General features: G+C 64.3%; 26 protein-coding genes. 6 read left to right on the top strand and 20 right to left on the bottom strand.

Features of this window, described 5'->3' with window-relative positions; translation table 11 throughout:
* The first annotated feature begins 156 nt into the window (after positions 1–156).
* Complete coding sequence (locus MB901379_RS10820; RefSeq protein WP_158016698.1) at positions 157–909, top strand: cutinase family protein; 753 nt, start codon at positions 157–159, stop codon at positions 907–909.
* A 105-nt stretch (positions 910–1,014) separates the two neighbouring features.
* Here MB901379_RS10820 and MB901379_RS10815 read toward each other — a convergent pair whose 3' ends face one another.
* The 8 genes from MB901379_RS10815 to MB901379_RS10780 all read right to left on the bottom strand — a co-directional run bounded on the left by MB901379_RS10815 (position 1,015) and on the right by MB901379_RS10780 (position 9,156).
* Positions 1,015–1,446 (bottom strand): DUF2752 domain-containing protein, encoded by a 432-nt coding sequence (locus MB901379_RS10815; protein WP_158016697.1) that lies wholly within the window; start codon positions 1,444–1,446, stop codon positions 1,015–1,017.
* Positions 1,436–1,828, bottom strand: coding sequence for an NINE protein (locus MB901379_RS10810; protein ID WP_232022042.1), 393 nt, complete (start codon positions 1,826–1,828; stop codon positions 1,436–1,438). Before MB901379_RS10810 ends, MB901379_RS10815 begins: the two co-directional genes overlap by 11 nt.
* Before the next feature lie 66 nt (positions 1,829–1,894).
* Positions 1,895–3,886 carry a prolipoprotein diacylglyceryl transferase gene (locus MB901379_RS10805; protein ID WP_158016696.1) on the bottom strand — a complete coding sequence of 664 codons (1,992 nt, stop codon included), beginning with the start codon at positions 3,884–3,886 and terminating at the stop codon, positions 1,895–1,897.
* The gene (trpA, locus tag MB901379_RS10800) at positions 3,883–4,695 is read right to left on the bottom strand and encodes a tryptophan synthase subunit alpha (protein WP_158016695.1); all 813 of its coding nucleotides are present in this window, start codon (positions 4,693–4,695) and stop codon (positions 3,883–3,885) included. The genes MB901379_RS10805 and trpA overlap by 4 nt, the downstream gene beginning before the upstream one ends.
* Complete coding sequence (gene trpB / locus MB901379_RS10795; RefSeq protein WP_158016694.1) at positions 4,692–5,972, bottom strand: tryptophan synthase subunit beta; 1,281 nt, start codon at positions 5,970–5,972, stop codon at positions 4,692–4,694. Before trpB ends, trpA begins: the two co-directional genes overlap by 4 nt.
* Before the next feature lie 36 nt (positions 5,973–6,008).
* On the bottom strand, positions 6,009–6,827 hold the full coding sequence (trpC, locus tag MB901379_RS10790) for an indole-3-glycerol phosphate synthase TrpC (RefSeq protein ID WP_158016693.1): 819 nt from the start codon (positions 6,825–6,827) through the stop codon (positions 6,009–6,011).
* A 90-nt stretch (positions 6,828–6,917) separates the two neighbouring features.
* Positions 6,918–7,613, bottom strand: a complete 696-nt coding sequence (locus MB901379_RS10785; protein ID WP_158016692.1) for a TIGR02234 family membrane protein — start codon at positions 7,611–7,613, stop codon at positions 6,918–6,920.
* Positions 7,606–9,156 (bottom strand): anthranilate synthase component I, encoded by a 1,551-nt coding sequence (locus tag MB901379_RS10780; RefSeq protein ID WP_158016691.1) that lies wholly within the window; start codon positions 9,154–9,156, stop codon positions 7,606–7,608. Before MB901379_RS10780 ends, MB901379_RS10785 begins: the two co-directional genes overlap by 8 nt.
* A 250-nt stretch (positions 9,157–9,406) precedes the next feature.
* Between MB901379_RS10780 and MB901379_RS10775 the strand changes: the two genes are divergently transcribed.
* Positions 9,407–9,865 (top strand): peroxiredoxin, encoded by a 459-nt coding sequence (locus MB901379_RS10775; protein ID WP_158019096.1) that lies wholly within the window; start codon positions 9,407–9,409, stop codon positions 9,863–9,865.
* A 66-nt stretch (positions 9,866–9,931) separates the two neighbouring features.
* On the opposite strand, the gene MB901379_RS10770 is transcribed toward MB901379_RS10775, so the two are convergent.
* A complete protein-coding gene (locus tag MB901379_RS10770; RefSeq protein WP_158016690.1) occupies positions 9,932–11,014 on the bottom strand; it encodes a calcium:proton antiporter in 1,083 nt (360 codons plus the stop codon).
* Between the two features lie 510 nt (positions 11,015–11,524).
* Between MB901379_RS10770 and MB901379_RS10765 the strand changes: the two genes are divergently transcribed.
* Complete coding sequence (locus MB901379_RS10765) at positions 11,525–13,030, top strand: serine/threonine-protein kinase (protein ID WP_158016689.1); 1,506 nt, start codon at positions 11,525–11,527, stop codon at positions 13,028–13,030.
* Between the two features lie 4 nt (positions 13,031–13,034).
* On the opposite strand, the gene hisI is transcribed toward MB901379_RS10765, so the two are convergent.
* Genes hisI through hisD form a run of 8 tightly spaced genes read right to left on the bottom strand, consistent with a single transcriptional unit; the run spans position 13,035 to position 19,451 of the window.
* The gene (gene hisI / locus MB901379_RS10760; protein WP_158016688.1) at positions 13,035–13,382 is read right to left on the bottom strand and encodes a phosphoribosyl-AMP cyclohydrolase; all 348 of its coding nucleotides are present in this window, start codon (positions 13,380–13,382) and stop codon (positions 13,035–13,037) included.
* On the bottom strand, positions 13,379–14,164 hold the full coding sequence (hisF, locus tag MB901379_RS10755; protein WP_158016687.1) for an imidazole glycerol phosphate synthase subunit HisF: 786 nt from the start codon (positions 14,162–14,164) through the stop codon (positions 13,379–13,381). The genes hisI and hisF overlap by 4 nt, the downstream gene beginning before the upstream one ends.
* 1 nt (position 14,165) lies before the next feature.
* Positions 14,166–14,978 carry an inositol monophosphatase family protein gene (locus MB901379_RS10750; protein WP_158016686.1) on the bottom strand — a complete coding sequence of 271 codons (813 nt, stop codon included), beginning with the start codon at positions 14,976–14,978 and terminating at the stop codon, positions 14,166–14,168.
* A gap of 7 nt (positions 14,979–14,985) precedes the next feature.
* The gene (priA, locus tag MB901379_RS10745; RefSeq protein ID WP_158019095.1) at positions 14,986–15,723 is read right to left on the bottom strand and encodes a bifunctional 1-(5-phosphoribosyl)-5-((5-phosphoribosylamino)methylideneamino)imidazole-4-carboxamide isomerase/phosphoribosylanthranilate isomerase PriA; all 738 of its coding nucleotides are present in this window, start codon (positions 15,721–15,723) and stop codon (positions 14,986–14,988) included.
* Positions 15,724–15,731: 8 nt separating this feature from the next.
* Positions 15,732–16,352 (bottom strand): imidazole glycerol phosphate synthase subunit HisH, encoded by a 621-nt coding sequence (hisH, locus tag MB901379_RS10740; RefSeq protein ID WP_158016685.1) that lies wholly within the window; start codon positions 16,350–16,352, stop codon positions 15,732–15,734.
* The gene (gene hisB / locus MB901379_RS10735) at positions 16,349–16,981 is read right to left on the bottom strand and encodes an imidazoleglycerol-phosphate dehydratase HisB (RefSeq protein ID WP_158016684.1); all 633 of its coding nucleotides are present in this window, start codon (positions 16,979–16,981) and stop codon (positions 16,349–16,351) included. The genes hisH and hisB overlap by 4 nt, the downstream gene beginning before the upstream one ends.
* Positions 16,978–18,126, bottom strand: coding sequence for a histidinol-phosphate transaminase (locus MB901379_RS10730; RefSeq protein WP_158016683.1), 1,149 nt, complete (start codon positions 18,124–18,126; stop codon positions 16,978–16,980). The genes hisB and MB901379_RS10730 overlap by 4 nt, the downstream gene beginning before the upstream one ends.
* On the bottom strand, positions 18,123–19,451 hold the full coding sequence (gene hisD / locus MB901379_RS10725; protein ID WP_158019094.1) for a histidinol dehydrogenase: 1,329 nt from the start codon (positions 19,449–19,451) through the stop codon (positions 18,123–18,125). The genes MB901379_RS10730 and hisD overlap by 4 nt, the downstream gene beginning before the upstream one ends.
* Positions 19,452–19,555: 104 nt before the next feature.
* On the opposite strand from hisD, the gene MB901379_RS10720 reads away from it, so the two are divergent.
* A complete protein-coding gene (locus tag MB901379_RS10720) occupies positions 19,556–19,966 on the top strand; it encodes a nitroreductase family deazaflavin-dependent oxidoreductase (RefSeq protein ID WP_158016682.1) in 411 nt (136 codons plus the stop codon).
* A gap of 55 nt (positions 19,967–20,021) precedes the next feature.
* Here MB901379_RS10720 and nadC read toward each other — a convergent pair whose 3' ends face one another.
* From nadC to nadA, 3 genes are read right to left on the bottom strand one after another with little or no spacing between them, the layout of a single operon-like run.
* On the bottom strand, positions 20,022–20,879 hold the full coding sequence (gene nadC / locus MB901379_RS10715; RefSeq protein ID WP_158016681.1) for a carboxylating nicotinate-nucleotide diphosphorylase: 858 nt from the start codon (positions 20,877–20,879) through the stop codon (positions 20,022–20,024).
* Positions 20,879–22,456, bottom strand: coding sequence for an L-aspartate oxidase (locus tag MB901379_RS10710; protein ID WP_158016680.1), 1,578 nt, complete (start codon positions 22,454–22,456; stop codon positions 20,879–20,881). The genes nadC and MB901379_RS10710 overlap by 1 nt, the downstream gene beginning before the upstream one ends.
* Positions 22,453–23,511: a quinolinate synthase NadA gene (nadA, locus tag MB901379_RS10705; protein ID WP_158016679.1), complete on the bottom strand. Its 1,059-nt coding sequence runs from the start codon at positions 23,509–23,511 to the stop codon at positions 22,453–22,455. The genes MB901379_RS10710 and nadA overlap by 4 nt, the downstream gene beginning before the upstream one ends.
* Before the next feature lie 47 nt (positions 23,512–23,558).
* Here nadA and MB901379_RS10700 point away from each other — a divergent pair, with 47 nt between their 5' ends.
* Both MB901379_RS10700 and MB901379_RS10695 read left to right on the top strand, forming a co-directional pair.
* Positions 23,559–24,278, top strand: coding sequence for an NUDIX hydrolase (locus tag MB901379_RS10700; protein ID WP_158016678.1), 720 nt, complete (start codon positions 23,559–23,561; stop codon positions 24,276–24,278).
* A gap of 344 nt (positions 24,279–24,622) precedes the next feature.
* Positions 24,623–25,960 (top strand): lipase family protein, encoded by a 1,338-nt coding sequence (locus tag MB901379_RS10695; protein ID WP_158019093.1) that lies wholly within the window; start codon positions 24,623–24,625, stop codon positions 25,958–25,960.
* Positions 25,961–25,962 lie beyond the last annotated feature (2 nt).

Here is a 25,962-nt window from a genome sequence, read left to right as displayed (position 1 = left end):
TGCCCGAGCAGACGCGGTCGGCCGGGATTCGGATCGTTCAGCAGATTTCACCCTTGGGGCCGACGGTAGCCAACGTCACCCGGGTATGGCCATACGGGAGTGCATCCCGCACTTGCATCGAGTGCCGACAAATTCTCCGTTTGGAAAGGCGGTGGCATGGGCAACTATTGCGGAATGATCGCATCGCGTCTCGTTCGCATCCTCAGTCCTGCGGTGATCACCGCGTGGGGCGTTGGTGCATCGGTAGTCTCGGCTGTCGGTATGCCGGCCGCGTCCGCCGAACCGTGCCCCAACGTGGAAGTGGTGTTCGCCCGCGGTACCGGTGAGCCTCCTGGCCTTGGCCCGACCGGACAAGCGTTCGTCGATTCCCTGCGCTCTCGCGTCGGCGGAAGGTCGGTGGGCGTATATCCGGTCAACTATCCGGCCAGTGAAGACTGGGACACTGGGCTCGACGGTATTCGGGACGCGGGTGGCCACGTGGTGTCCATGGCGGGCAGCTGCCCGGACACCAAGATGGTGCTCGGCGGCTACTCACAAGGCGCGGCCGTGATGGGCTTCGTCACCTCCGCTGCGGTGCCGGACGGGGTTGACCCTGCGACCGTACCCAAGCCGCTGGCGCCCGATGTTGCCGAGCACGTCGCGGCGGTCGTGTTGTTCGGTACACCAAATGTCCGGGCAATGAACTTCCTCGGCGAACCGCCAATCGTCATCGGTCCGGCGTATCAGGGTAAAACCATCAAGATCTGCGTCCCGGAAGACCCGGTTTGCTCTGATGGGCTCAATTTCGCCGCGCACAACAGTTATGCGGACGACGGGACGGTAGTCGACCAGGGGGTGGCGTTTGCGGCTAGCCGGCTCGGCGCCGATCCGGGCGGGCCGGTGCCGTCGTCATCTGGCTTTGGCAACTGAGTTCGCGACCGCCGAAACAGGCAATTCTGGTCTGCACAGATGCGCTGTCGACAGCGTGCACGAGGAACGGCTGAACTAACACCTACCGGGGCTTTCCCGGTTCGATTACGACCCGAAAGATCCTGGTACTAAAGGAAATCCGGGCAGGTTGCGGACAACCGTCCACGCGATCGTCGCCAGCACGACGGTGATCATCGCCGGCACCGGCAGGGGTGAACGGCCGAGACGACGGCGCAGCACGACCCAAGCTACCAGGATCGGTATGCCGACCAGCAAGAAAACATTGTCATTGATGCTGGCCATGACATCGCCGTGCAGCACATCGTGCGTCATCCGTAGACCACCACAAACGGGGCAGTTCCATCCCGTGAGCAATTTGAACGGACACAGCGGATATGGCGAACGTGCATTGTGCGGGTCGATGAATCCAACATAACCCAGGGCGCCAGCCAACAGCACGGCCGTGCCCGCGGCACCGTAGCGACCAAGGCGCTGACCTCGCTGTCCTGAGGTGGCGGAGGGCGAATCAGGTTCCATCGCGCAGGGGGCGACCCCACGGGTCGCGGGTCTTGTCGGTGAGTATCAGTACCGCGTCAATAACACCCCACACTAGGGCGCCGAGCCCGCAGGTCAACCAGCCGACGAGCAGTTGCGCGATGCCCATCCCGGTATGACCCATGTAGATGCGGCCAATACCAGCAATTCCGAACAGTCCCAGCAGCTGCAGCAGCCCGGCGATTGTTTTCGACTTGTCTGAAAATGGTTGTCCGCTAACAGGATGTCGACCAAACGGCGCAGACGGGCCGTAGTAGCCAGTGGCTGCCGAATATTCCGGGTAATACGGCGGAGGAAAGGGCGGCGGGTATCCGAATTGCTGCTCAGGCGGGCCCGCCCCGGCCGCCCACGACTGGTCAGTCACGGTCTCAGCATGCCAGATCTGGTGGCCTCATGCCGGCGGCCCTTGTCGCCCAACGTGGGCAGACAGCTATTGCCTGGTCCTTCGCCGCCAATTTCTCAGGCGCGAGCGCCAAGGCTGTCGTGTCGAGTCGGCGCTGTCCGGCACCACTTCCCCTGTGGGACTCGGGGTTTCCTCCTCGTCACCACCGGGCGCTCGCTCCGAGACGTCCGCGATGTCAACCTCGGCGGCGGGCTCGGCGTCCTGCTCGAAGTCCCCTGATGCCCCCGCGTCGGTGGACTCGGCGGGCGCAGCCTGAGATTCAGGGGGCTCGGCGTCTTCCGGTACGGCCCGCTCGTCAGCGTTGGCTTCGTCGGCTGGCGGCTGGTCGGGTTCGGGGTGCCCAGGTTCCGCGGCCTTTGCGGGCTCGTCTTGCCCGGGTTCAGCCTGGTCTTCCTCGGCTCCGGCGAGGTCACCCTCGACAGCCTGCACCTCGTCGGCAGCCGGCCCGTCCTCCGTCGTGGCCGCCTCGTCGACTCCGGCTTGGGTCTCCTCGGGCTGAGGCTCGGCAACGTCGGATGCAACGTCGCCGATGTCAGATTCGACGTCGCCAGCCTGGCCGACCTCGCTCTCAACGAACTCGGGATCGACCTCCGCGGGTTCGCCGCCTTCGGCCTCGTCGCCCCCTGCCTCGCGACCCTCAGCTTCCGCGTCATCGGCCGCGACATCCTCGGCCTCGCCGTGCTCTGCTAGTTCAGGCCGTTGGACCTCAGCCGATCCGGCTACCGGCTCAAGTTCCTCCTCGGCCGGCTCAACCTCGGATCCCTGCGGGTCAGCCGTCGCTTCAGCGGACGCAACCTGCGGCTCGTCGGCATCGAGTTCAAGGGCTTCTGCTGCCTCAGCGTCAGCCTCAGCCTCAGCCTGGTGGACATCGTCCTCTGCCTCCCCAGCCTCCGTCACCTCGGTCTCGGGAGCTTCCGGCACGTCAGTGTCACTCGCTTCGACTTCCGCCGGGACAACGTCTTGGTCCTCGTCTTGGTCCTCGACTGGGGCCGATGCCGTTTCCGGCTCGACGACCTCCGCATCCGGTCCCGATTCCCCGGCTTCGGCTGCGGAGCCGTCATCCGCCTCGGCGGTGGGGGCCGCGACGGTCGCAGCGGAATCCGACGCGACCGCCGCGGGTTCGAACTCCACCGCATCATGGACAACTTCGGTGCTGCCTCGCACCGTCGCCGGATCCTCGCGCCCCTTTGGTGCCAACATCACGTACACCACGGCGCCGATAAACACGAAAGTCGATGTAAAGGAATTAATCCGGATCCCGGCGATATGTGTCGCGGCGTCATCGCGGAGCAACTCGACGCAGAATCGGCCGACACAATAAAAGGCCACATAGAGCCCGAACAGTCGGCCGTGACCGATTGCGAAACGACGGTCGAGGTAGATCAATACGGCGAATACCAAAACGTTCCAAATCAATTCGTAGAGGAACGTTGGCTGCACCACCACTGCGACCTGGCCCGTCGAGACGCCATCAAGCGAATGAACGTCGACGAATCCCGACGGGTCACGACGGTAGAAAATCTCCAGACCCCAAGGCAGCGTGGTCTCCCGGCCGTATAACTCCTGATTGAAGTAGTTTCCGAGCCGGCCGATGGCCTGTGCCAACACCACCCCGGGAGCAACGGCGTCCAAGAAGGCCGGCAGGGGTATCCCGCGTCGTCGACAGCCGATCCACGCACCGACGGCACCCAGTGCCACCGCACCCCAGATGCCCAAGCCCCCGTCCCAGATTCGCAGTGCCGCACCAAACCCGGCACCACCCTGGCCGAAGTAGGTCTGCCAATCGGTGGCCAGGTGATATAGGCGGCCACCGATCAAACCCAACGGCACCATCCACAAAGCGATGTCGTAGGCGACACCATGCTCACCGCCGCGAGCGACGAAGCGTCGGTCACTAATGACCAGGGCGACCAGGATGCCGGTGATGATGAACAATGCGTACGCACGAATCGGCAGCGGGCCGAGGTACCAGACACCGCGAGGCGGGCTCGGAAAATATGCCAGCCAGCTCACCGTCATGCCGACATCCTCTGGCGCACACCGGCGGCCAGCTTTTGAGTCAGCGCGCTCAAGCTGGGAAGACCGTCACCGAGTGCCGACACCAGCGCGGAGCCGACAATCACACCGTCGGCGTAGCCCCCGATCTGCGCGGCCTGTTCCTTGGACCGCACGCCCAGACCAACACCGACCGGTATGTCAGACACCGCCCTCACCCTCCCCACCAGTTCGGGAGCGGCCTGCGACACCGCATCGCGCGCCCCGGTCACCCCCATTGTCGACGCCGCATAGACGAAGCCCCGTGACGCCCCAACGGTGGCGGCCAACCGCTCGGGAGTCGATGATGGTGCGACGAGGAAAATGCGGTCGAGTTGATGTTCATTGGATGCCGCCAACCACTGTTGCGCTTCGTCTGGAATCAGATCGGGAGTGATCAACCCTCGTCCACCGGCTGAGGCCAAATCCCGGGCAAACGCATCCACCCCGTAGCGCAGCACCGGGTTCCAATACGTCATCACCACCGCACTGCCACCGGCCTTGCTGATCGCCTCGACGGCAGTCAAGGCATCGCGAGCCCGCACTCCCCCACTCAGCGCGGCCTCGGTGGCCCGTTGGATAGTAGGGCCGTCCATACCCGGGTCCGAATATGGCACACCGACTTCGATTATGTCGCAACCTGATTCGACAAGGGTCTGCATCGCTTGCACCGATGTGGCGACGTTGGGATAGCCGGTGGGCAGATAACCGATCAGCGCCGCACGATTTTCTGCCCGGCACGAATCGAAAACCGGGCCCAGCCTACTGGCTTCGCATTGTTCGACCGTCATCATCTCGCCGACTTGTTCTCATCGTCGTCGGGTGCCAACAATCCGAACCACTTCGCCGCCGTCTCGACGTCCTTGTCGCCCCGCCCCGACAGATTCACCACGATAACCGAATCCCTCCCCAGCTCACGGCCGAGCTTGAGGGCGCCGGCCACCGCATGCGCGGACTCGATAGCGGGGATGATCCCTTCCATCCGACACAACAGGCCGAATGCCTCCATCGCCTCGGCATCCGTGATCGGCTGATAGGTGACCCGCCCGGCGTCTCGGAGCAACGCATGTTCCGGGCCGACTCCGGGATAGTCCAGACCGGCTGAGATCGAATGGGATTCGATCGTCTGCCCGTCCTCGTCCTGCAGCAGGTAGGAATACGAGCCCTGGAACGCACCGGGTGAACCACCGGTGAACGTCGCCGCATGTCGCCCGGTTTCAACACCGTCGCCAGCAGCCTCGTAGCCGACCAGCCGGACCGCGGGATCGTCGAGAAAAGCATGAAAGATACCAATGGCATTGGATCCTCCCCCGACGCAGGCCACCACGGCATCCGGCAGCCTGCCCACCCGATCCTGGATCTGCACGCGTGTCTCCAGGCCGATGATTCGCTGAAAGTCGCGCACCATCGTGGGGAACGGGTGGGGCCCGGCCGCAGTGCCAAAGCAGTAGTACGTAGTTTCGGCGTTGGTGACCCAGTCCCGGAAAGCCTCATTGATGGCGTCTTTGAGTGTTTTCGAACCGGTCTCCACCGAGACCACCTCGGCGCCGAGCAGTCGCATCCTGGCCACGTTAAGTGCCTGCCGTGCGGTGTCGACAGCTCCCATGTAGATGATGCACTCCAAACCGAGCAGGGCGCATGCGGTGGCGGTGGCTACTCCATGCTGGCCGGCACCTGTCTCGGCGATCACCCGGGTCTTGCCCATCCTGCGCGCCAGCAGTGCCTGACCCAGCACGTTGTTGATCTTGTGAGAACCCGTGTGGTTTAAGTCTTCTCGCTTTAGGAAGATTCGCGCCGAGCCGGCGTGCTCGCCAAGCCTGTTTGCTTCATACAGTGGCGACGGCCGACCGGCATAGTGCGCCTGCAACTTATCCAGATTGTCCAGAAAATCCTGGTCGACGCGTTCTTTCTCATAGGCGACGGTGACCTCCTCGATCACCGCCATCAGCGCCTCGGGAACGTAGCGGCCCCCGTAGACGCCGAAGTGACCGCCCGAATCAGGATCGTGGCGGGTTCGTTCGGTGATGGCGGCGCTGGTGCGCGGCAGGTCGGGGAGGGATAGGTCGGCCATCAGTGAAACTCAACTGTGCACGCGGCTCATCGACTGCTAGCGAGCCGGTTTGGGGCAGGACGGGTGGGTACCCGCGGTGACCAGATCGGCAACCGCCGCACGTGGGTCACCGCTCTTGACCAGACCTTCGCCCACCAGTACTGCGTCAGCCCCCGCGCCCGCGTATGCCAATAGGTCAGCAGTGCCGCGCACCCCTGATTCGGCAATCCTGATCACGTTGCTGGGCAGTCCGGGAGCGATTCGTGCGAAACAATCGCGATCGACTGACAGGGTCGCCAGATCGCGGGCGTTGACACCGATTACCTTGGCGCCAGCTTTCAGCGCTCGGTCGGCTTCTTGTTCGGTGTGCACTTCCACGAGCGCGGTCATACCCAGGGATTCCGTGCGGTCCAGCATCGACACCAGTGCCGACTGGTCCAAAGCGGCAACGATAAGCAACAGCATGTCGGCGCCGTGCGCACGTGCCTCGTGTATCTGATACGGCTGCACCACAAAGTCTTTGCGCAGTACCGGAATGGAGACGGCGGCTCGCACCACATCGAGGTCGTCGAGTGAGCCTTGAAAGCGTCGCCCTTCGGTCAAAACGCTGATGATCCGGGCGCCACCGTCCTGGTAGGCCTGTGCCAACAGGGCCGCGTCGGTGATAGGTGCCAGGGTGCCGGCAGACGGACTGGCCCGCTTAACTTCCGCGATGACCCCGATACCCGGTTGGCGCAGGGCGGCCAGCACGTCGAGTGGCGGTGGCGCCGCCGCGGCGGCCGCCTTGATCTCCTCCAGGCTGACCAGTGCTTCGCGTGCCGCAACGTCGGCCCGAACTCCCTCGAGAATGGAGTCAAGCACGGTTGCCGGGCTCATGCCTGATGTTTCCCTTCTCGCCGTGACCCACGATCCGCAGCCGATTGCGACGACGTCCATGAAGGGTAGCGACCGTCAGCGCGAGCTTCGTCACCGACCCTCGGTGTCGGACTCTTTGGGTCGATCCGTCGGATCGTGTCCTTCGTCCAGAGCATCCCAAATCATGCGCTCCGACATGTCCGGCGTGCTGGCGGGCCCGACCGCTTCGGTGTCCTCACCGGCCTCAACACGCTGCGCCAGCGAGCGGCGTGCTGCCGGCGTCGCGTATTTGATGGTAGTCGGATGACCCGATTGGAAAAGCGAAGCCGAACGCATCAACAAAGTGGCGGCGACCAGGGTGCACACGGCGGAGGCCACCGTAATCGCGGCCCCCCAATAGTGCCGTCCGCTGCCGACCAGCGTCATCAGCGGGATGTGGACGAGTTCTGCGCCTCGCACCGCGACATCAGGAACGACCCACAGGCTGAGGCCGAGATAGCCGACCGCAAAGCTCGCCAACGCCAGCAGCGCCGCTAGCCCCCGTAGCCGCCAGCCCCGAACCGCCAGCGCCGCGACCGCTGCGGCCAGCAGCAATATCGCCAGCGGCAGCAGGGCCGTCGACCACGTCCCGCCAGACAGCCTCAGCTCTTTGGGCGGCCCCAACCCGTCGAACGACCGGATAGCAACCCACGGCAGCCGGGACGCCGCCCACAAGCCCCCGGCCGCAATCACCAACAGCAACTGGGCGCCGCCAAGGAATAGCCGGTTACGCCGCAGACCTCGTCGGTCGGATCCGTCATCAGGCACTGCGGCCCGCGTCCGGACTGGCCAAGGTCTCGGCGGCCGCAATCGCGCTCAGCACTGCACGTGCCTTGTTGCGCGCTTCGTTGTATTCGTAATGTCCGTTGGAATCGGCCACCACACCTCCGCCGGCCTGGACGTAGGCGGTGCCGTTGCGGATCAGCGCGGTGCGGATGGCGATCGCAAAATCAGCATTACCGGCGAAGTCAAGGTAGCCGACCACACCGCCGTAGAGACCGCGTCGGGTCTTCTCCACCTCTTCGATCAATTCCATGGCACGCACCTTCGGGGCACCCGACAACGTACCGGCCGGGAAGCAGGCCGTCACCGCGTCCAGGGCCGTGTAGCCCCTGCCGAGCAGACCCGTCACCGTGGATACCAGGTGCATGACGTGGCTGTAGCGTTCGATGTGGCTGTAGTCCTCAACGCGAACGGTGCCCGGCGTGCAGACCCGGCCGAGGTCGTTGCGACCCAAATCGACCAGCATCAGATGCTCAGCCAATTCCTTTTCGTCGGCCAGCAACTCCTTCTCCAGGAGCTGGTCCTCTTCCTCGTTTTGCCCGCGCCACCGCGTTCCGGCGATAGGGTGCGTGGTCGCGCGACCGTCATGGACGGTAACCAATGCCTCCGGACTGGACCCAACGATCGAAAAGTCAATTGTGCCATCGCTCTTCGGCACATTGAGGAGATACATGTAGGGGCTGGGGTTGGTCACCCGCAGCATTCGATAGACATCGATCGGGGCGACATCGGTGTCCACCTCAAAACGCTGGGAGGGTACTACCTGAAAGGCTTCACCCGCCGCGATCTGCTCGACGAGGTAGTCGACGATCTTGCTGTACTCCTCGACGGTGCGCTGCGCACGGTATTGCGGCTCCGGTTTGCTGAACGTGGCGACCGTCGACGGCAGTGACTGATCCAACGCCACTGTCATCACGTCCAATCGCGCAATGGCGTCGTCGTAGGCCCAGTCGACACGTTCGTCGGTACCGTTCCAATTGACCGCGTTGGCGATCAGGGTGATTGTGCCCTCATGGTGATCGACCGCTGCTAAATCGGTTGCCAGCAGTAACAGCATGTCCGGCAACTGGAGGTCATCGATAGCTAGCTCCGGCAATCGTTCCAGCCGGCGCACCATGTCGTAGGCGAAGAACCCAACCATGCCGCCCGACAGTGGCGGCAGCCCCGGCTCGGACCAACTGGGGGCCGCTGTGGCCAGCAGATCCAGCGTCGCCTGCAGCGCACGCAATGGATCCCCGCCGGTTGGCGCATCCTTCGGCACTGCGCCTAGCCATACCGCCTCCCCATCGCGCACGGTCAACGCCGTTGGCGCCCCGGCACCGATAAACGACCAGCGTGACCACGACCGCCCATTCTCGGCCGATTCGAGCAAGAACGTCCCCGGACGGTTGGCGGCGAGCTTGCGGTACGCAGATAGCGGAGTTTCGCTGTCTGCCAAGACCTTGCGAGTCACCGGAACCACCCGGTGCTCTGCCGCCAGCGCCCGGAAACCCTCCCGTGTAATCGTGGAGGCGAGGTTGGGGTGCATCGACCTATCCAACCAGATTTCCCTGATCAGGCCGGACCCGCCTGGCGACGCAGCAGGCCGCCACAGCGGCGTGCGGAGGAGTCAGGCAATCAAACCAAGCCTGGCGACGCAGCAGGCCGCCACAGCGGCGTGCGGAGGAGTCAGGCAATCAAACCAAGCCTGGCGACGCAGCAGGCCGCCACAGCAGCGTGCGGAGAATGATTACCCACCTACCGAGGAGAGTCAGACGCTCGGGCGTAGCCTGGCGGCCATGAAAATTGGTGACAGCGTGGCCGACTTCGAGCTTCCCGATCAGACGGGCACGCCACGCAAGCTGAGCGCTCTTCTTTCCGACGGGCCGGTGGTGCTGTTCTTCTACCCCGCAGCGATGACCCCGGGATGCACCAAAGAAGCCTGTCATTTCCGCGACTTGGCCGCAGAATTCGCCGCCGTCGGCGCCAACCGGGTCGGCATCAGCGCCGATTCCGTTGAGAAACAGGCCAAATTTGCCGACATGCAGCATTTCGACTACCCGCTGCTGTCTGACACCGAGGGCATCGTCGCCAGCCAGTTCGGCGTCAAGCGCGGACTGCTTGGCAAACTGATGCCGGTCAAAAGAACGACGTTTGTCATCGGCACGGACCAGACGGTGCTCAACGTGATCTCCAGCGAGTTCAGCATGGACAGCCACGCCGACAAGGCACTGGAGACACTGCGCGCGCGGACCTAGCTGTTGATATCGAACCGGCCGCGGCGACGTCGTTGCGCCGGCTCGAAGGCTGGCCTGGCTGTCGGCTTACGGGACGATCGCAAGAAACAAATATGCGGCCAGCAACACTAGATGCACCTCCCCCTGCAGCCTGGTCGCTCGCCCGGGTACCACCGTCAATACGCTGACCACCACGGTTAGCACCAACAGCACCAATTCGGTAGAGCCGAGCCCGAGTATCAACGGACCGCTGATCCATAGCGACGCCAGCGCGATGGTCGGGATGGTGAGTCCAATGCTGGCCATCGCCGAGCCGTACGCCAGGTTGAGGCTGATCTGGACACGCCCCTGTCGGGCCGCGCGCACGGCAGCGAGTGTCTCCGGAAGGAGCACCAACATGGCGATCACCACACCGACGAACGACTGCGGAAATCCGGCCGCCGCAACCGCACGCTCGATGATGGGCGACTCCATCTTCGCCAGTCCCACCACCGCGACCAGGGCGACCAACAACAACCCCAGGCTGGTCAGGGCCGCCGGAGTGCTCGGCGGGTCGGCGTGACTGTCATCCTTTGTTGCGCCTTTTTGCGCAACCGGGAGGAAAAAGTCGCGATGACGAACGGTTTGGGTGAACACAAACAGCAGATAAAGCCCCATTGAGGTGACCGCGGCAAACCCGAGCTGGCCGGGCGAGAACTCCGCCCCTGGGTGTGTGGTGGTGAATGTGGGCAGCACCAGACTCAGGGTGGCCAAGGTGGTGACGGTAGCCAGCGCGGTGCCGCTGCCATGTGCGTTGAACATGGCCACGCGGTAGTGCAGCGAACCTATCAGCAACGACAAGCCGGCTATCCCATTGGTGGTGATCATCACCGCGGCGAACACCGTGTCGCGCGCAAGCGTGTCCGCGTCGTGCCCGCCGGACGCCATCAGCGTGACAATCAGGGCGACCTCGATAACGGTGACGGCGACGGCAAGGACCAGCGAACCGAGCGGCTCCCCGACCCGATGCGCGACCACCTCGGCATGATGGACGGCCGCCAGCACCGCAGCGGCAAGCAGCACCGCATCCAGCAAACCCAACACGGGTCCAATTCGCTCGCCCCACGTCACTGCCAACGCAATGAACGCAAGCAGCGGTGCCAACAGGTTCCAGGACAGGCTCTTGAACATCGACCCTCATTCTCGCCGACGCCTCTAGGTGGCTCTTCATTCCCCCAAGCGGTGCAGGAATCCGAGGCGGATGTATGCTGTCTCGACGCGACGGGCGAAAGTCCGGCTCCCATTGGCGCTATGCAAGTATTCGCATCAGGCGTTGCCGCGATCATATTTATACGAAATTGATTGGCGTACAACTGATTTGCGTTCCACGGTCCACGGCGGACGGGCGTGCAGACCACGCTGATCGACTAATGGCTGGGCCGACGCGTAACGCGCGCATCGGCTTTCGGCAAGCCGGATCTTGAACTCGTCAGACCACAATCGAATTGGCCGACCACGATCCGATGTGACCATGACCATCCGCGCCGCCGGACGAGGTCAGGCGGGTCCCGAGCGCATCGGGTGCAGCGTTCCACGTCCCTGCACCTGGCGCGCTGTGAGCTGTCCACCCCACAATCACCACAACACCCGCTCTGCGCAAGTTCCGTGCTTCCCTACCCGTGGCCTCAGTAGCATGCTGACATGCCGAGAAGCGCCGACCAGAGCGGAGGGCACCTCCAGGAAGGCGAGCTGTTCGCCGGGTACACCATTGTGCGGTGGCTGGGTGCCGGCGGAATGGGCGAGGTGTACCTGGCGCAACATCCCCGGCTGCCCCGACGAGACGCACTCAAGATCCTGCCCCGCGAACTCACCGCGGACCTGGAGTTTCGCCAGCGGATCAACCGTGAGGCCGACCTGGCCGCGAGCCTGTACAACGAGCACATTGTCGGCATTCATGACCGCGGCGAATTTCAGGGACAACTCTGGATCTCCATGGACTATGTCGACGGCACTGACGCCGCCCGACTGCTGAGCACCCAGCACCCGTCCGGAATGCCGTACGGGGACGTCATCGAGATCATTTTCGCGGTTGCCGACGCGCTCGATTACGCCCATTCGCGCGGGCTACTGCATCGTGACGTCAAACCCGCCAACATTCTGTTGGGTGAGACCAACCACCGACGACGAATCCTGCTCGCCGATTTCGGGATCGCTCGCGAGGTCGGCGAGATCAGCGGACTAACCGCAACCAACATGCTGATGGGGACCACCGCGTACTGTGCGCCGGAGCAGTTGCAAGGTGCTCATCTCGACGGACGAGCAGATCAGTACGCACTTGGCTGTACCGCGTTTCACCTACTTACCGGCTGCGCACCATTCCAGCACACCAATCCGGCCGTGGTCATCACCCAGCACCTGTCCGCACCACCGCCTCGGGTCAGTGGGTGGCGGCCTGACTTGGCTTCCCTTGACGTCGTCATCGCCCGGGCATTGGCCAAAAACCCTGGTGAACGCTTTTCCACGTGCACGGAATTCGCGGCCGCACTTGCCGGCCAACCGACCGCCGGCCCGGTTCTCACCGAGAACCCGACGGCGTTCATCAACTCGGGGGCGCCGCCGGCGCCCCCGACGTCCCGCAAGGCGCGCAGCACCCGGGTCGCACCGGCGACCCTGATTGCGACGCTGGTCGCGGTTGCTCTGGTGGTTGTCGCGGCCGTACTCGGCATCCAGCTGCTGCGCAACGAATTCGGTACGCCAAGGGGCCCATCCCCCGCTGCCGCAGCACCCAGCGCCTCTGCTTCCACCACATCGACAACGGCACTTCGTTTGTCCAGCTATCTCACCGACGAGTCGGACGTGTTGAGCCCACCCGAGCATGCCATCGTCGACCGGGCCCTCAGCAAGCTCTACGACGACCGGGGCATCCGCCTCTGGGTGGTCTACGTGAAGGACTTCGGTGGTCTCAACCCGGCCAGGTGGGCCGAAAATACAATGCGCGCCAGCGGCTTTGCAGAAAGCGATGCCATACTCGCGGTCGCTACAGACGGGCCGGCGTTCTCCTTCCGGGTGCCTGCCGCAGTCACGGCCGGACGCATCATCGATATCGAACTCATCCGCCGTGAGCGCATCCAGCCGGCGGTTTTCCAACACGAATGGACTCGCGCGGCATTGGCCGCGACTAATGGGCTTGATGTCGCCATCCGATAGCTGACTAGTCCTCTGGTTCCAGCAGCACGTCGGCGTCGAAGCAACTGTGCGCACCGGTGTGGCATGCGCCGCCGACCTGGTCAACCGAAAGCAGCACGGTGTCCCCGTCGCAGTCCAGACGCACCGAATGGACGTGCTGGGTATGCCCCGAAGTCGAGCCTTTGACCCATTGTTCGCGACGGGACCGCGAATAGTAGGTTGCCTCCCGAGTTTGCAGGGTGCGCGCCAATGCGTCATCGTCCATCCATGCGACCATCAAAACGTCGCCGCTGCCGCGCTCCTGAACCACAGCAGCGAACAGTCCGTCAGCGTTTCGTTTGAGGCGGGCCGCGATGGCTGGATCGAGCGTCATCGCACCACAATCCCTTCTGCAGCCATGGCGGCCTTGACCTGCCCTATCGTCAGCTCACCGAAGTGAAAGACGCTGGCCGCCAAGACCGCATCGGCTCCTGCTCCAACCGCGGGTGCGAAATGTTCGACGGCGCCGGCGCCACCGCTCGCAATGACCGGCACCTCGACCGCGGCGCGAACAGCGCGCAGCATCGCGAGATCGAAACCGGACTTGGTACCGTCGGCGTCCATTGAGTTCAGCAGAATCTCCCCCACCCCGAGTTCTGCGCCGCGGGCCGCCCACTGTACGGCGTCGATACCCGTACCACGACGGCCCCCGTGGGTGGTGACCTCCCAACCCGACGGTGTCGGGGGCGAGCCAACAGGCACGGTGCGTGCGTCGACGGACAACACGATGCATTGCGAACCGAATTGTCGCGCCATTTCAGCGAGCAGATCCGGACGAGCGATCGCGGCCGTATTGACCGAGACCTTGTCGGCCCCCGCGCGCAGCAATACGTCGACATCGGCCACGGTGCGCACCCCACCGCCGACCGTTAGCGGGATGAACACCTGCTCGGCGGTGTGACGCACCACCTCTAACATGGTGGCCCTGCCAGACGACGACGCAGCCACGTCGAGAAAGGTCAACTCGTCCGCGCCCGCGGCGTCGTAGGCAGCGGCGAGTTCCACGGGATCGCCGGCGTCTCGAAGGTTCGCGAAATTGACGCCCTTGACCACCCGCCCGTCATCAACATCCAGACACGGGATCACACGTACCGCAAGGCCGCCATCGGTGTACATGTCAGTAATCCTCCGGTTCGCCAATCGCACGCAGCATCTCAAGGATCTCGCCGTGCACGCCGGGTGCTGCGGCCAGCACTGAGCGCGTCTCCGGGGTCCACGGTTCGCCGGTCAGGCCGGTGACAATGCCACCCGCGGCCCGCACCTGGGCCACTCCTGCTGCAAGATCCCAAATGTGGCCGCCGAAACTTATTGCGCCACCTAATATTCCATCGGCAACATAGACCAGGTCTATGCCGGTCGATCCATGCATGCGCAACCGCGACGACACCCGGCTGAGATTCTCCAGTACTGCCAACCGATAGCGCCCCGGGTATGGGCCACGCGAGTCGGCGCTGAAGGTGCCGACTCCGATCAGGCTATCTGCCAGCTTGACCGGGGCCAACGACACTTGTGGCACACCGTTTTTCAGCAGAGGACCGCCGGCAACCGCCGTGTAGCGCTCGTCGATGAACGGCAACCAGGTCAGGCCCGCCACTGGATCGCCATCGTGCAGCAGGGCCAGCAGAATCGCAGCCATCGGCGATCCTGCCGCATAGTTGAAGGTGCCGTCGACCGGGTCCAGCACCCACACCCAGGGCGACTCGACGGCGGTACCACCGAACTCCTCGCCGTGCACGCCAATTCCGGTGGCCGCTTCAAGCGCGGCGACGACCTGCCGCTCAATCGCAAGATCGACTTCGGTCGCGAAGTCGTTGCCCTTCTTGGGGACTGCCGAGTCGGCGCGGTGGCCGTCCACAAACTGCGGTACTACCGCATCCAAAATGGTCGACGCCTTTTCAACGAGCGGGGCCACCCGCGCCGCCAGATCCATCGCGGACCTATTCCCGTACCGCGGCCAGCGCCTGCGGCAAAGTGAACCGCCCGGCGTAGAGCGCCTTGCCCACGATGGCGCCCTCGACCCCACGACCGGAAAGCGTAGCGATGGCGCGCAAATCATCAAGACTGGATACGCCACCGGACGCGATTACCGGCGCCTCGGTCCGGTCCGCGACGGCCGCAAGCAACTCCAGGTTCGGGCCAGCGAGCGTGCCGTCCTTGGTGACATCGGTGACAACGAACCTCGAACACCCCTCACGATCAAGGCGTTCCAGTACGTCCCAAAGGTCGCCGCCGTCGGTTTCCCAGCCGCGCCCACGCAACCGATGCCGGCCCTCGACAATTTGCACGTCCAAACCTACTGCCACCTTATCGCCGTGCTCGGCAAGCATGCGCGCACACCACTGCGGGTTTTCCAGCGCCGCTGTGCCCAGGTTCACCCGGGCACAGCCGGTGGCCAGCGCCGCAGCCAATGAATCGTCGTCGCGGATGCCACCGGACAGCTCGACCTGCACGTCAAGTTTGGCCACCACTTCGGCCAACAATTCGCGGTTGGATCCTCGACCGAACGCGGCGTCGAGGTCGACCAGGTGAATCCACTCGGCGCCGTCTCGCTGCCACCCAAGCGCAGCGTCCACCGCTGAGCCATATTCGGTTTCACTACCGGCCTTGCCTTGCACCAGGCGCACGGCACGACCCTCGACCACGTCGACAGCGGGCAACAAAATTAGCGGCACGATGTTTTCCCTCACAAGCTCTCGACCCAGTTACTCAGTACGGTGGCTCCGGCGTCCCCGCTCTTCTCCGGGTGGAACTGGGTGGCGGCCAGCGGGCCGTCCTCCACCGCGGCCAAGAATGGCACCTGGTGGGTTGCCCAGGTCAATTGCGCATCGGATGCGCCTTCCCATCGCTGCGCCGCATAGGAATGCACAAAGTAAAACCGAACGCCCGCATCCAAACCCTTGAACAACACGCTGCCGGCGGCCGTCCGCACGGTGTTCCAGCCCATGTGCGGGATCACCGGGGCGGCTAGCCTGGTGACAGCGCCGGACCACTGGCCACACCCCTGAGTCTCCACTCCGAACTCCACTCCGCGGGCAAACAGGATCTGCATACCGACGCACACCCCCAGCACCGGCCGCCCTGCCGTGACCCGTTCGGCGATGATTAGCTCACCACCAATTTTCCGCAGACCCGTCATGCACGCTTCGAAGGCACCGACACCCGGCACCACCAGGCCATCGGCGGCCAGGGCCGCACCAGTGTCGGCGGTGACATCGACATCGGCGCCAACCCGTTGCAATGCGCGTTGCGCCGATCGAAGATTGCCCGAACCGTAATCAAGGACTACAACCGATTTCCCTGTCACAAAACACCTTTAGTCGACGGCACGCCTGACACGCGAGGATCGGGCTCGACGGCCTGGCGCAAAGCACGGGCGACGGCCTTGTACTGCGCTTCGGTAATGTGGTGGGGGTCACGACCATAGAGCACGCGCACGTGTAGTGCGATGCGTGCGTTCATGGCCAACGACTCGAACACGTGTCTGTTGATCACGGTGTGGTAAGGCACCGAATTTCCGGCAATAGTGGTGTGCTGCAGGTGATCTGGCTCACCGGTGTGCACACAGTAGGGCCGGCCCGACACGTCTACGGCAGCGTGCGCCAGGGTCTCATCCATCGGGATGAAGGCATCCCCGAACCGGCGAATGCCCTTCTTGTCACCCAGCGCCTGCCCCAGCGCCTGCCCCAGTGCGATCGCGGTGTCCTCGATGGTGTGGTGCGCTTCGATTTCGACATCGCCTTTAGTGCGCACCGTCAGGTCGAAGCTGGCGTGGCTCCCCAGGGCCGTGAGCATGTGGTCGTAGAACGGTACGCCGGTGTCGATATCGACGTTGCCGGCACCGTCTAGATCCAGTTCGATGACGATGTCGGATTCGCGGGTACGGCGTTCGATACGCGCACGCCGGGCGCCGGTGCTTGTCTGGATACCTGTCATGGTGCTCCTACGGTGCTGGCTCCCGCTGGGGCCAGCTCGGTGGCAGCGATCCGGGCGCTTGCCCTCAGGAACGCTTCGTTCTCGTCGGCAAGTCCGGTGGTAACGCGCAGGTAGCCCAGGATCCCGACATCGCGGATCAGCACACCCGCATCCAGATAGCGCTGCCAGACGGCTGGCGCATCGGCGAATTCGCCGAACAGCACGAAGTTCGCGTCGCTGGGAATAACCCGGAAACCCATGCTGGCCAGACTTGCTGACACGCGCTCGCGCTCGGCGATGAGCGTGGCAACGCTACCCAGCGTGTCGTCGGCATGGCGTAGCGCGGCGCGCGCCGCCGCTTGCGTGACCAACGACAAGTGGTAGGGCAGTCGTACCAACAACAGTGCTTCAACTAATGCCGGCGTGGCAACCAAGTAACCCAGTCGACCGCCGGCGAAGGCAAATGCCTTGCTCATGGTGCGACTGACGACGAGCTTGGTCGGGTAGGTCTCGATGAGTTCCACCGCGCTGGGTTGTGACGAGAATTCGGCGTAAGCCTCGTCGACAATCAGGATTCCCGGTGCCACGTCGAGCAGCCTGCGTAGATGCGACAGCGAAACACTCTGGCCGGTAGGGTTGTTGGGGCTGGTAATGAACACGACGTCCGGCCTGCGATCGACAATCGCAGCAACCGCGGTCTCGATATCGAGGCCAAAGTCGTGGGCACGGACCGCTTCCAGCCACTCGGTATGCGTGCCGTCGCAGATGATGGGGTGCATCGAGTAGGACGGCACGAATCCGATCGCGGTTCTGCCCGGCCCCCCGAATGCTTGCAGCAATTGCTGCAGGATCTCGTTGGAGCCGTTGGCCGCCCACACATTTTCGACACCAACCCGGCTCCCCGTTTGTGCAGTCAGGTAGTTGGCCAGATCGGTGCGCAATGCCACCGCGTCGCGGTCCGGGTAGCGGTGCAAGTCAACCGCCGCCTCTCCCACCGAACGCACAACATCGTCAACCAACTCCCGAGTCGGAGGATGTGGGTTCTCGTTGGTATTCAGCCGTACCGGAACCCTTAACTGCGGTGCTCCGTAAGGAGATTTGCCTCGCAAATCATCGCGCAGCGGCAGGTCGTCCAAGGTCGGCTTGGACCCAGATGCTCCGGTCATCGTTCGAACCTCCGCCGTACCGCCTCGCCGTGGGCGGGCAGATCTTCGGCCTTCGCCAGCGTGATCACGTGCCCGGAAACGTCTTTGAGTGCCGCCTCGGTGTAGTCGACGACATGAACGCCACGTAAGAAGGTCTGTACCGAGAGGCCACTGGAGTGTCGGGCACAGCCTGCGGTGGGTAGCACGTGGTTGGAGCCTGCGCAGTAGTCGCCGAGGCTGACCGGAGACCACGGGCCAACGAAAATTGCTCCGGCCGAACGTATCCGACTAGCGACCTGCGGTGCATCTGCGGTTTGGATCTCCAGGTGCTCAGCGGCATAGGCGTTGACAACCTGGACGCCGGCATCCAGATCATCGACCAGGATGATCGCAGATTGGCGACCACGCAGCGCGGCGATCACCCGTTCGCGGTGCACGGTGGTCTGCAACTGGGCCGCCAGTTCGGTGTCGGTGGCGTCGGCCAGATCCTGGCTCGGGGTAACCAGCACGCTGGCAGCCATTTCATCGTGTTCGGCCTGACTGATCAGGTCGGCAGCCACGTGCGCGGGATCGGCCATGTTGTCGGCGAGGATAGCGATCTCGGTCGGTCCCGCTTCGGCGTCGATGCCAACCTGCGAGCGGCACAGCCGCTTTGCTGCGGTGACATATATGTTGCCGGGGCCGGTGATCATGTCAACCGGCACCAATTCCCTGCCGTCGCGGTCGGTGCCACCGTAGGCCAGTAACGCCACCGCCTGCGCCCCACCGACGGACCAAACTTCATCGACTCCCAGTAACCTCGCAGCGGCCAGGATGGTCGGATGTGGCAACCCGTCGAATCGGGTCTGGGGCGCCGACTGCGGCGGGCTCGCTATTACCAGCGAGTCGACACCGGCGGCCTGGGCGGGCACCACATTCATCACCACACTGGACGGATACACAGCGTTACCCCCGGGCACGTACAAGCCCACCCGCTCAACCGGGATCCAGCGCTCGGTGACGGTGGCACCCGGGCCCAGCGTCGTAGTGACGTCGCTACGGCGCTGATCAGTATGCACGGCGCGGGTCCGCTCGACCATCACCTGCAGTGCGTCGCGGACGTCGGGGTCCAGCTCGGATAGCGCGGCGTGCAGTGCGCTGTCCGGCACCCGCACCGCCGGCGGCCGCACACCATCGAAGGACGCGCCGTACTCCAGGGCGGCTTCCGCGCCGCGCTCAGCGACCGCTTGCACGATGGGCCGTACCGACGGCAATACGGCCTCCACGTCGGCTCCCCCGCGCGGCATGGCCGCCCTGAGCCGAGCAGCCGTCAACTCGGCACCTCGTAGGTCGATGCGGGCCAGCAGCGCAGGCGTTGTGCTCACGTTCACCATTGTCCCAGAGCAGCTCAAGTGGATATCCGACCGGTACAGTGCGGGGAGAGTGCCCATGCATGCGAAAGTGAGACACTATGTCCGCAAAGGACCACCCGAACAACGCCCCGGGCGTACCGATGGTGTTCCCGCCCTGGTTTGAACGGTTTCAGATCAAATACATCAACCCTGCGCTCAAACCGATCGCACGCTACCTGCCTGGCACCGCAACTATTACACATCGCGGTCGCAAATCCGGTAAGCAGTACCGCACCATCGTGACCGCCTATCGCAAGGGCGATGTGTTGGCCATCGCGCTGGGCCACGGCAAGACCGACTGGGTCAAGAACGTGCTGGCCGCCGGAGAAGCCGACGTGTGCTTCACCCGGCACCACGTTCACCTCACCAACCCACGGATTCTGCCGGCGGGCTCCGATGGCGACGGATTGCCGTTTATGGCGCGCGCGCAGGTGGGTCGGATGGGGATTTTCGTGGCTGACATCACCTGAGCCCGGTCGCAGGCGTGCGCGGGATTCCGCATGCGCCAGCTCGCGGCGACCCAACCTACATGTCCAGGCCGACGTCCAGGACACGAACCGAGTGGGTTAGCGCACCCACCGCGAGATAGTCCACACCCGTCGCGGCGTACGTCGCCGCGTTGTCCAGACTCAGCCCGCCCGAGGACTCGAGCAGAACCGTTGGTGCCCGGGTGTCCCGTCGCTGCACCGCCGTCTGGGTCTGCCAGACGGGAAAGTTATCCAGCAGTATCAGTTCCGGCTTTTCCGGTAATACGGCATCGAGCTGCTCGAGTGAATCGACTTCGACCTCGCAAGAAAGTTCGGGTGCGGCGGCGCGCACCGCCCGCAGCGCGTCGACCACCGAGCCTGCCGCAGCAACGTGGTTGTCTTTGATCAACGCCTCGTCCCCCAACGCCAACCGGTGGTTGACGCCGCCACCGACGCGCACGGCATATTTCTGCAGTGCGCGCAAACCCGGCAATGTTTTGCGGGTATCGCGGATCTTGGCCTTGGTGCCGTGCACGGCGTCGACCCACGCCGCCGTCGTGGTGGCAATCCCCGACATGTGACAAACCAAATTCAGCATGGTGCGTTCCGCAGTTAGTAGGCCGCGCGTTTCCGCGTGGATCGTCAAGACCGGCTCCCCGGGCTGCACCCGGGCGCCGTCGTCGACCCGATCGAGCACCCGGTATCCGTCTGCTCCGATTACCTCGTCGAGCACCAACAACGCAACATCGACCCCGGCGACCACGCCGGCCTCGCGGGGAACCATTAACGCTGTGGCGGTCGCGCCGGCGGGCACCGTAGCCAGCGTGGTGACATCGGGTCCACAGCTCAGGTCCTCGTCGAGACCACGACGAATGGTCTCTCGAGCGGCGGCCCGTTCACCGTCAGACAGCTTCATCAGCCCACCGCCGCCAACGCCTCCGCGGATACGGTGTTGGGGTCGTCGGCCAACCGGATCATCATGCTGCGCGCCTGGTCAGGTGTGGCATCCAAGCACTCGGCGCGGTGGTGACAACCACGACTTTCGGTGCGCGCCAAGGCGGCGGCGACCACGGCACGGGCGGCCAGAGCCAAAGCCACGTCCTCGAAATCGCGGCGGCTGGCGACACTGCGAACCGGCCCATCCAGCATCGCCGACAGCCATCGCAGCCCGTCGGCGTTGCGCACCACCGACGCTTCCTGACTCATCGCCCGCTGGAGCTCACCCCGTTGCGGCGCGGTGTGCACGAGCGGCTCGGGCCATGTCGCGCGCGATGGCCCAGCCGTCGCCGCGTGTGCGGCCGCTGCCTTCCCGGCGCGTCCACCGACCACCAAACCTTCCAGCAGGCTGTTGGACGCCAGCCGGTTGGCTCCGTGCATGCCGGTGCGGGCCACCTCGCCGGCGGCGAACAAGCCCGGCAGGTCGGTCCGGCCGTACACATCGGTGGTGACGCCGCCACAGCTATAGTGCGCGCCGGGTATCACCGGGATGGGTTGACGGATCGGATCGATACCGGCGGCCCTACACGATGCGGTGACCGTCGGGAACCGCGACTCGAAGCCCTCGATGCCACGCGCGTCGAGGTAAACGCACGGATCGCCGGTGGCTTTCATTCGAGTATCGATAGCGGCCGCGACGACGTCGCGTGGCGCCAGATCACCCATCGGATGAACGCCCGCGGTAATCGAACGACCTTGCCGGTCAAGCAATATCGCGCCCTCCCCACGGACGGCCTCGCTGATCAGCGGCCGCCGGCCACCGCCGCGGCCACCGGCGTACAGCATCGTTGGGTGGAACTGGATGAACTCGAGATCACTAACCGTGACCCCGGCCCATAGCGCCAACGCAATGCCGTCACCGGTCGAACCGTCCGGGTTGGTGGTGGCGCTGTACAAATGCCCTAGCCCGCCGGTAGCCAGGATTACCGACGGCGCGCTGATGACGCCGAGCCCATCGGGGCTGAGCACCAAAACACCCGTCACCGCACTGTCGTCTTGGAGCACCCGCACGGCGACGTGGCTGGTACGGATGTCTAGTAGGGCGGCGGCGTGGTCGAGCGCGCGCTGGACTTCTGCCCCGGTGGCGTCGCCTCCCGCGTGCACGATCCGTCGCCGTGAGTGCCCGCCTTCTCGGGTGAGCGCCCAACGGCCGGGCGCCTTTTCGTCGAACCGCGCTCCCTCACCGACCAGTTCGGTGATCGCCCGAAAGCCGTCGGCGACGATCGAGTACACCGCGTCCGGGTCGCACAGGCCAGCGCCGGCAGCCAGGGTGTCTGCGACGTGCTCGTCGATCGAATCGTTGGAATCCGGCAACACCACCGCGATGCCACCTTGGGCATAGTGCGTCGCCGTGACCCCAAACCGGCCATCCGCCTTGTTGAGGAGGACAACGCGGCGGCCGCGGCGATGTGCGGCCAGCGCAGCCGCCAAGCCGGCGACGCCGGTACCTATGACGACGACGTCGGCCACATCCCGCCACGCGGGACCGGCCCTCATTCGCCGCCGCCCGGCTGCCCGATCTCGATCATCCGCTGCACACTCCGGCGCCCCGCGGCTGCAATGTCGGGGTCGACATGGACTTCGTCGGCACCTTCGACCAGGCAGCGCAGCAAGGCCGCGGGAGTGATCATCTTCATGTACTTGCATGAGGCGCGGTCGTTTACGGCCTGGAAGTCGACTTCCGGCGCCGCCCGTCTCAGCTGATGCAGCATGCCGACCTCGGTGGCGACCAGGACCTTGCGGGCGCGTGTCTCGTGTGCCGCGTCGAGCATCCCACCCGTGGACAAGATCTTTACCCGCTCGGCCGGGAAAGCACCTTCGCCGGCCAGATAGAGCGCCGAGGTGGCGCAGCCGCACTCGGGATGGACGAATAGCTCGGCATCTGGGTTCTCGCTCGCCTGGTGAGTGAGTTCGTCGCCGTTAATCCCGGCGTGCACGTGGCACTCGCCCGCCCAGACGTGCAGATTGGTGCGACCGGTCACGCGGCGCACGTGTGCCCCTAGAAACTGGTCCGGGCAAAACAACACCTCGCGGGCGGGATCGATGGAGGCCACCACGTCCACCGCGTTTGACGAGGTGCAACAGATATCGGTAAGTGCCTTGACCTCCGCCGTGGTGTTGACGTAAGAAACCACGACTGCGTCCGGGTGCTCGGCTTTCCAGGCGCGCAAATCGTCGGGAGTGATCGAGTCGGCCAGTGAGCAGCCCGCCCGTTGATCGGGAATCAGCACCGTCTTGTCCGGGCTCAGAATTTTGGCGGTCTCCGCCATGAAGTGCACACCGCAAAACACGATGGTGTCCTCAGGCGCATCGGCAGCGATACGCGACAACGCCAGCGAATCCCCCACATGGTCGGCGACGTCTTGGATCGCTGGCAGCTGGTAGTTGTGCGCCAGCAGCGTGGCTCCACGCAATCGTGCTAACCGGCGAATCTCCGCGGCCCACCGTGCGTCGCCGTCCACTCCGGCGTAGCCGTCAGGCGAGTTGGTAACCCGGGCAGACATGTCGGTCACGTCACGAACGAGCGTGTCCATGCGATTCAAAACCGTCACGGCGGCTCCTTTTCCGCTAATGAGGTTTTCGACTTATAATCGAAAACATGTCCTATGGTAACACCGCTCACGAAGTTCTGGCTGTCGTGTTTCAAGTTCGCCAAATTGCAGCGGCCCGCGGACAGGGGTTAAGCGCCGGAAAACCGCAGCTTAACGTGCTGTTATGGCAGCGCGCACAGGATCCAGAAAAAGGTGCCTGGTCCCTGCCGGGCGGACGCTTACGCAACGACGAGGACATGACCACCTCGGTGCGACGTCAACTTGCCGAAAAAGTGGATCTGCGCGAGCTGGCCCATTTGGAGCAGCTTGCGGTGTTTTCCGATCCGCATCGGCTGCCAGGTGCCAACCGGATAATCGCATCTACCTTTCTCGGGCTTGTCCCCTCCCCCGCCACTCCGGAGCTGCCGGCGGACACGCGCTGGCATCCGGTGAATTCATTGCCACCGATGGCGTTCGATCACGGCCCGATGGTGGCCCACGCCCGCACCAGGTTGGTAGCCAAGATGTCCTATACCAATATCGGATTTGCTTTGGCCCCAAAAGAATTTGCACTTTCGACATTGCGCGACATTTACGGGGCGGCATTGGGTTATCAGGTCGATGCGACCAACCTGCAACGTGTCCTCGCCCGTCGCAAGGTGATCACCCGCACGGGCACGATTGCCCAGTCCGGCCGCACCGGTGGCCGTCCCGCGGCGTTGTACCGATTTGCCGACTCCCAACTGAGGGTCACCGACGAGTTCGCCGCCCTGCGACCGCCTGGCTAGGTCGGCACCGCCCGCAATCCAACCCGTGCGAGCCGGGCCCGGTATTCGACGGGACACCGGTGGCGGTATTTTCAATCCGCAGAGTTTGCCGATAGCCAGCTGCGAAGTTGCTGCAAAATGCCAACAGCTTCGCCAGACTGTGACCGGTGCCACGCCGCGCCCAAGGTCAATTTCGCCAGCAAATCCTGTAGCTTGTATAAGACTATAAGGGCAAATTAAGAGACGTCGGCGCTCAACGGTCGCCGGCGTTGTTATGACTGGCTAACTACGCTGCCATCCCGTGGAGTTTCGGGACGTTCCAAGCGTGAGAATGCCGAAGGCCATGAAGCATGAAGGGAGCCTTAGTGGTTAAGGGCGCCAACCTGGCAGATGCGCACGCCGAGTGGATCGGAAAGCCGCCGCATGAGGAAGTGCAGCGCAAAGTTCGCCCACTGCTGCCGAGCGACGATCCGTTCTACGAGCCGCCGGCGGGCTACCACCACGCCGCCCCGGGGACCGTGCTGCGCTCACGCGAGGTCGAGCTGGCCTTTCTCGGCGTCATACCGCAGTCAATCACTGCCACCCAGCTGCTGTACCGGTCGACAGACATGCATGGCAACCCCGAGGCGACCGTAACCACAGTGATCTTGCCCGCTGACGTTACCCCAGGTCAGGCCTGCCCACTGGTCTCCTACCAGTGCGCCATCGACGCCATCTCCTCCCGTTGTTTTCCCTCTTATGCGCTGCGACGCGGAGCGAAGGCCATCGGGTCGCTGACCCAATTGGAGATATTGCTGATCACCGCGGCGGTCGCCGAGGGTTGGGCGGTGTCGGTACCTGACCACGAAGGCATCCGGGGGCTTTGGGGATCGCCCTACGAACCTGGCTACCGTGTGCTGGACGGGATACGTGCGGCCCTGAATTCGGAGCGTCTCGCGCTATCTTCGTCAGCACCCATCGGGCTATGGGGTTATTCCGGAGGTGGGCTGGCCAGCGCGTGGGCCGCGGAAATGGCGGGCGAATACGCGCCCGAGCTCGACATTGTCGGGGCAGTGCTGGGATCGCCGGTCGGCGATCTGGGCAATACGTTCCGCCGGCTCAACGGCACCCCGCTTGCTGGTCTGCCGGCCTTGGTCGTTGCCGCGCTGGTGCACGCCTACCCCGGGCTCGACAAAGTGATCAAGCAGCACGCCAACGATGAGGGCCTCGACCTACTGAGGCGGCTCGAAGGGATGACGACGGCGGAAGCGGTCATCCGAGTGGCGAACAAGGACATGGGCGATTTTTTGGACCAACCCCTCGACGACGTCCTCGCCACGCCCGAAGTTGTGCATGTCTTCGACGACATCAAGCTTGGCGCCGCGGTACCAGCACCTCCGGTCCTGATCGTCCAGGCAGTGCACGATTATCTGATCTCCGTCGACGACATCGACGCGCTGGCCGAGCGCTATTCGGCCGGCGGAGCCAGGGTCACCTATCATCGGGACGCCTTCAACGAACACATGGTCCTGCACCCGCTGTCGGCCCCAATGGCGCTGCGTTGGCTCACCGACCGGTTCGCTGGCCTGCCGCTGAGTGAGCACGTGATTCGCACCAAGTGGCCGACCATATTCAACCCCATGACGTACGCGGGTATGGCGCGACTGGCGGTTATCGCGGCCAAGGTGATTACCGGCCGGAAAGTGCATCGCCGTCCGCTCTGATA

The organism is Mycobacterium basiliense, from assembly GCF_900292015.1.
GTDB classification, from domain to species: domain Bacteria; phylum Actinomycetota; class Actinomycetes; order Mycobacteriales; family Mycobacteriaceae; genus Mycobacterium; species Mycobacterium basiliense.
This window is presented reverse-complemented; position numbering and strand designations above follow the sequence as displayed.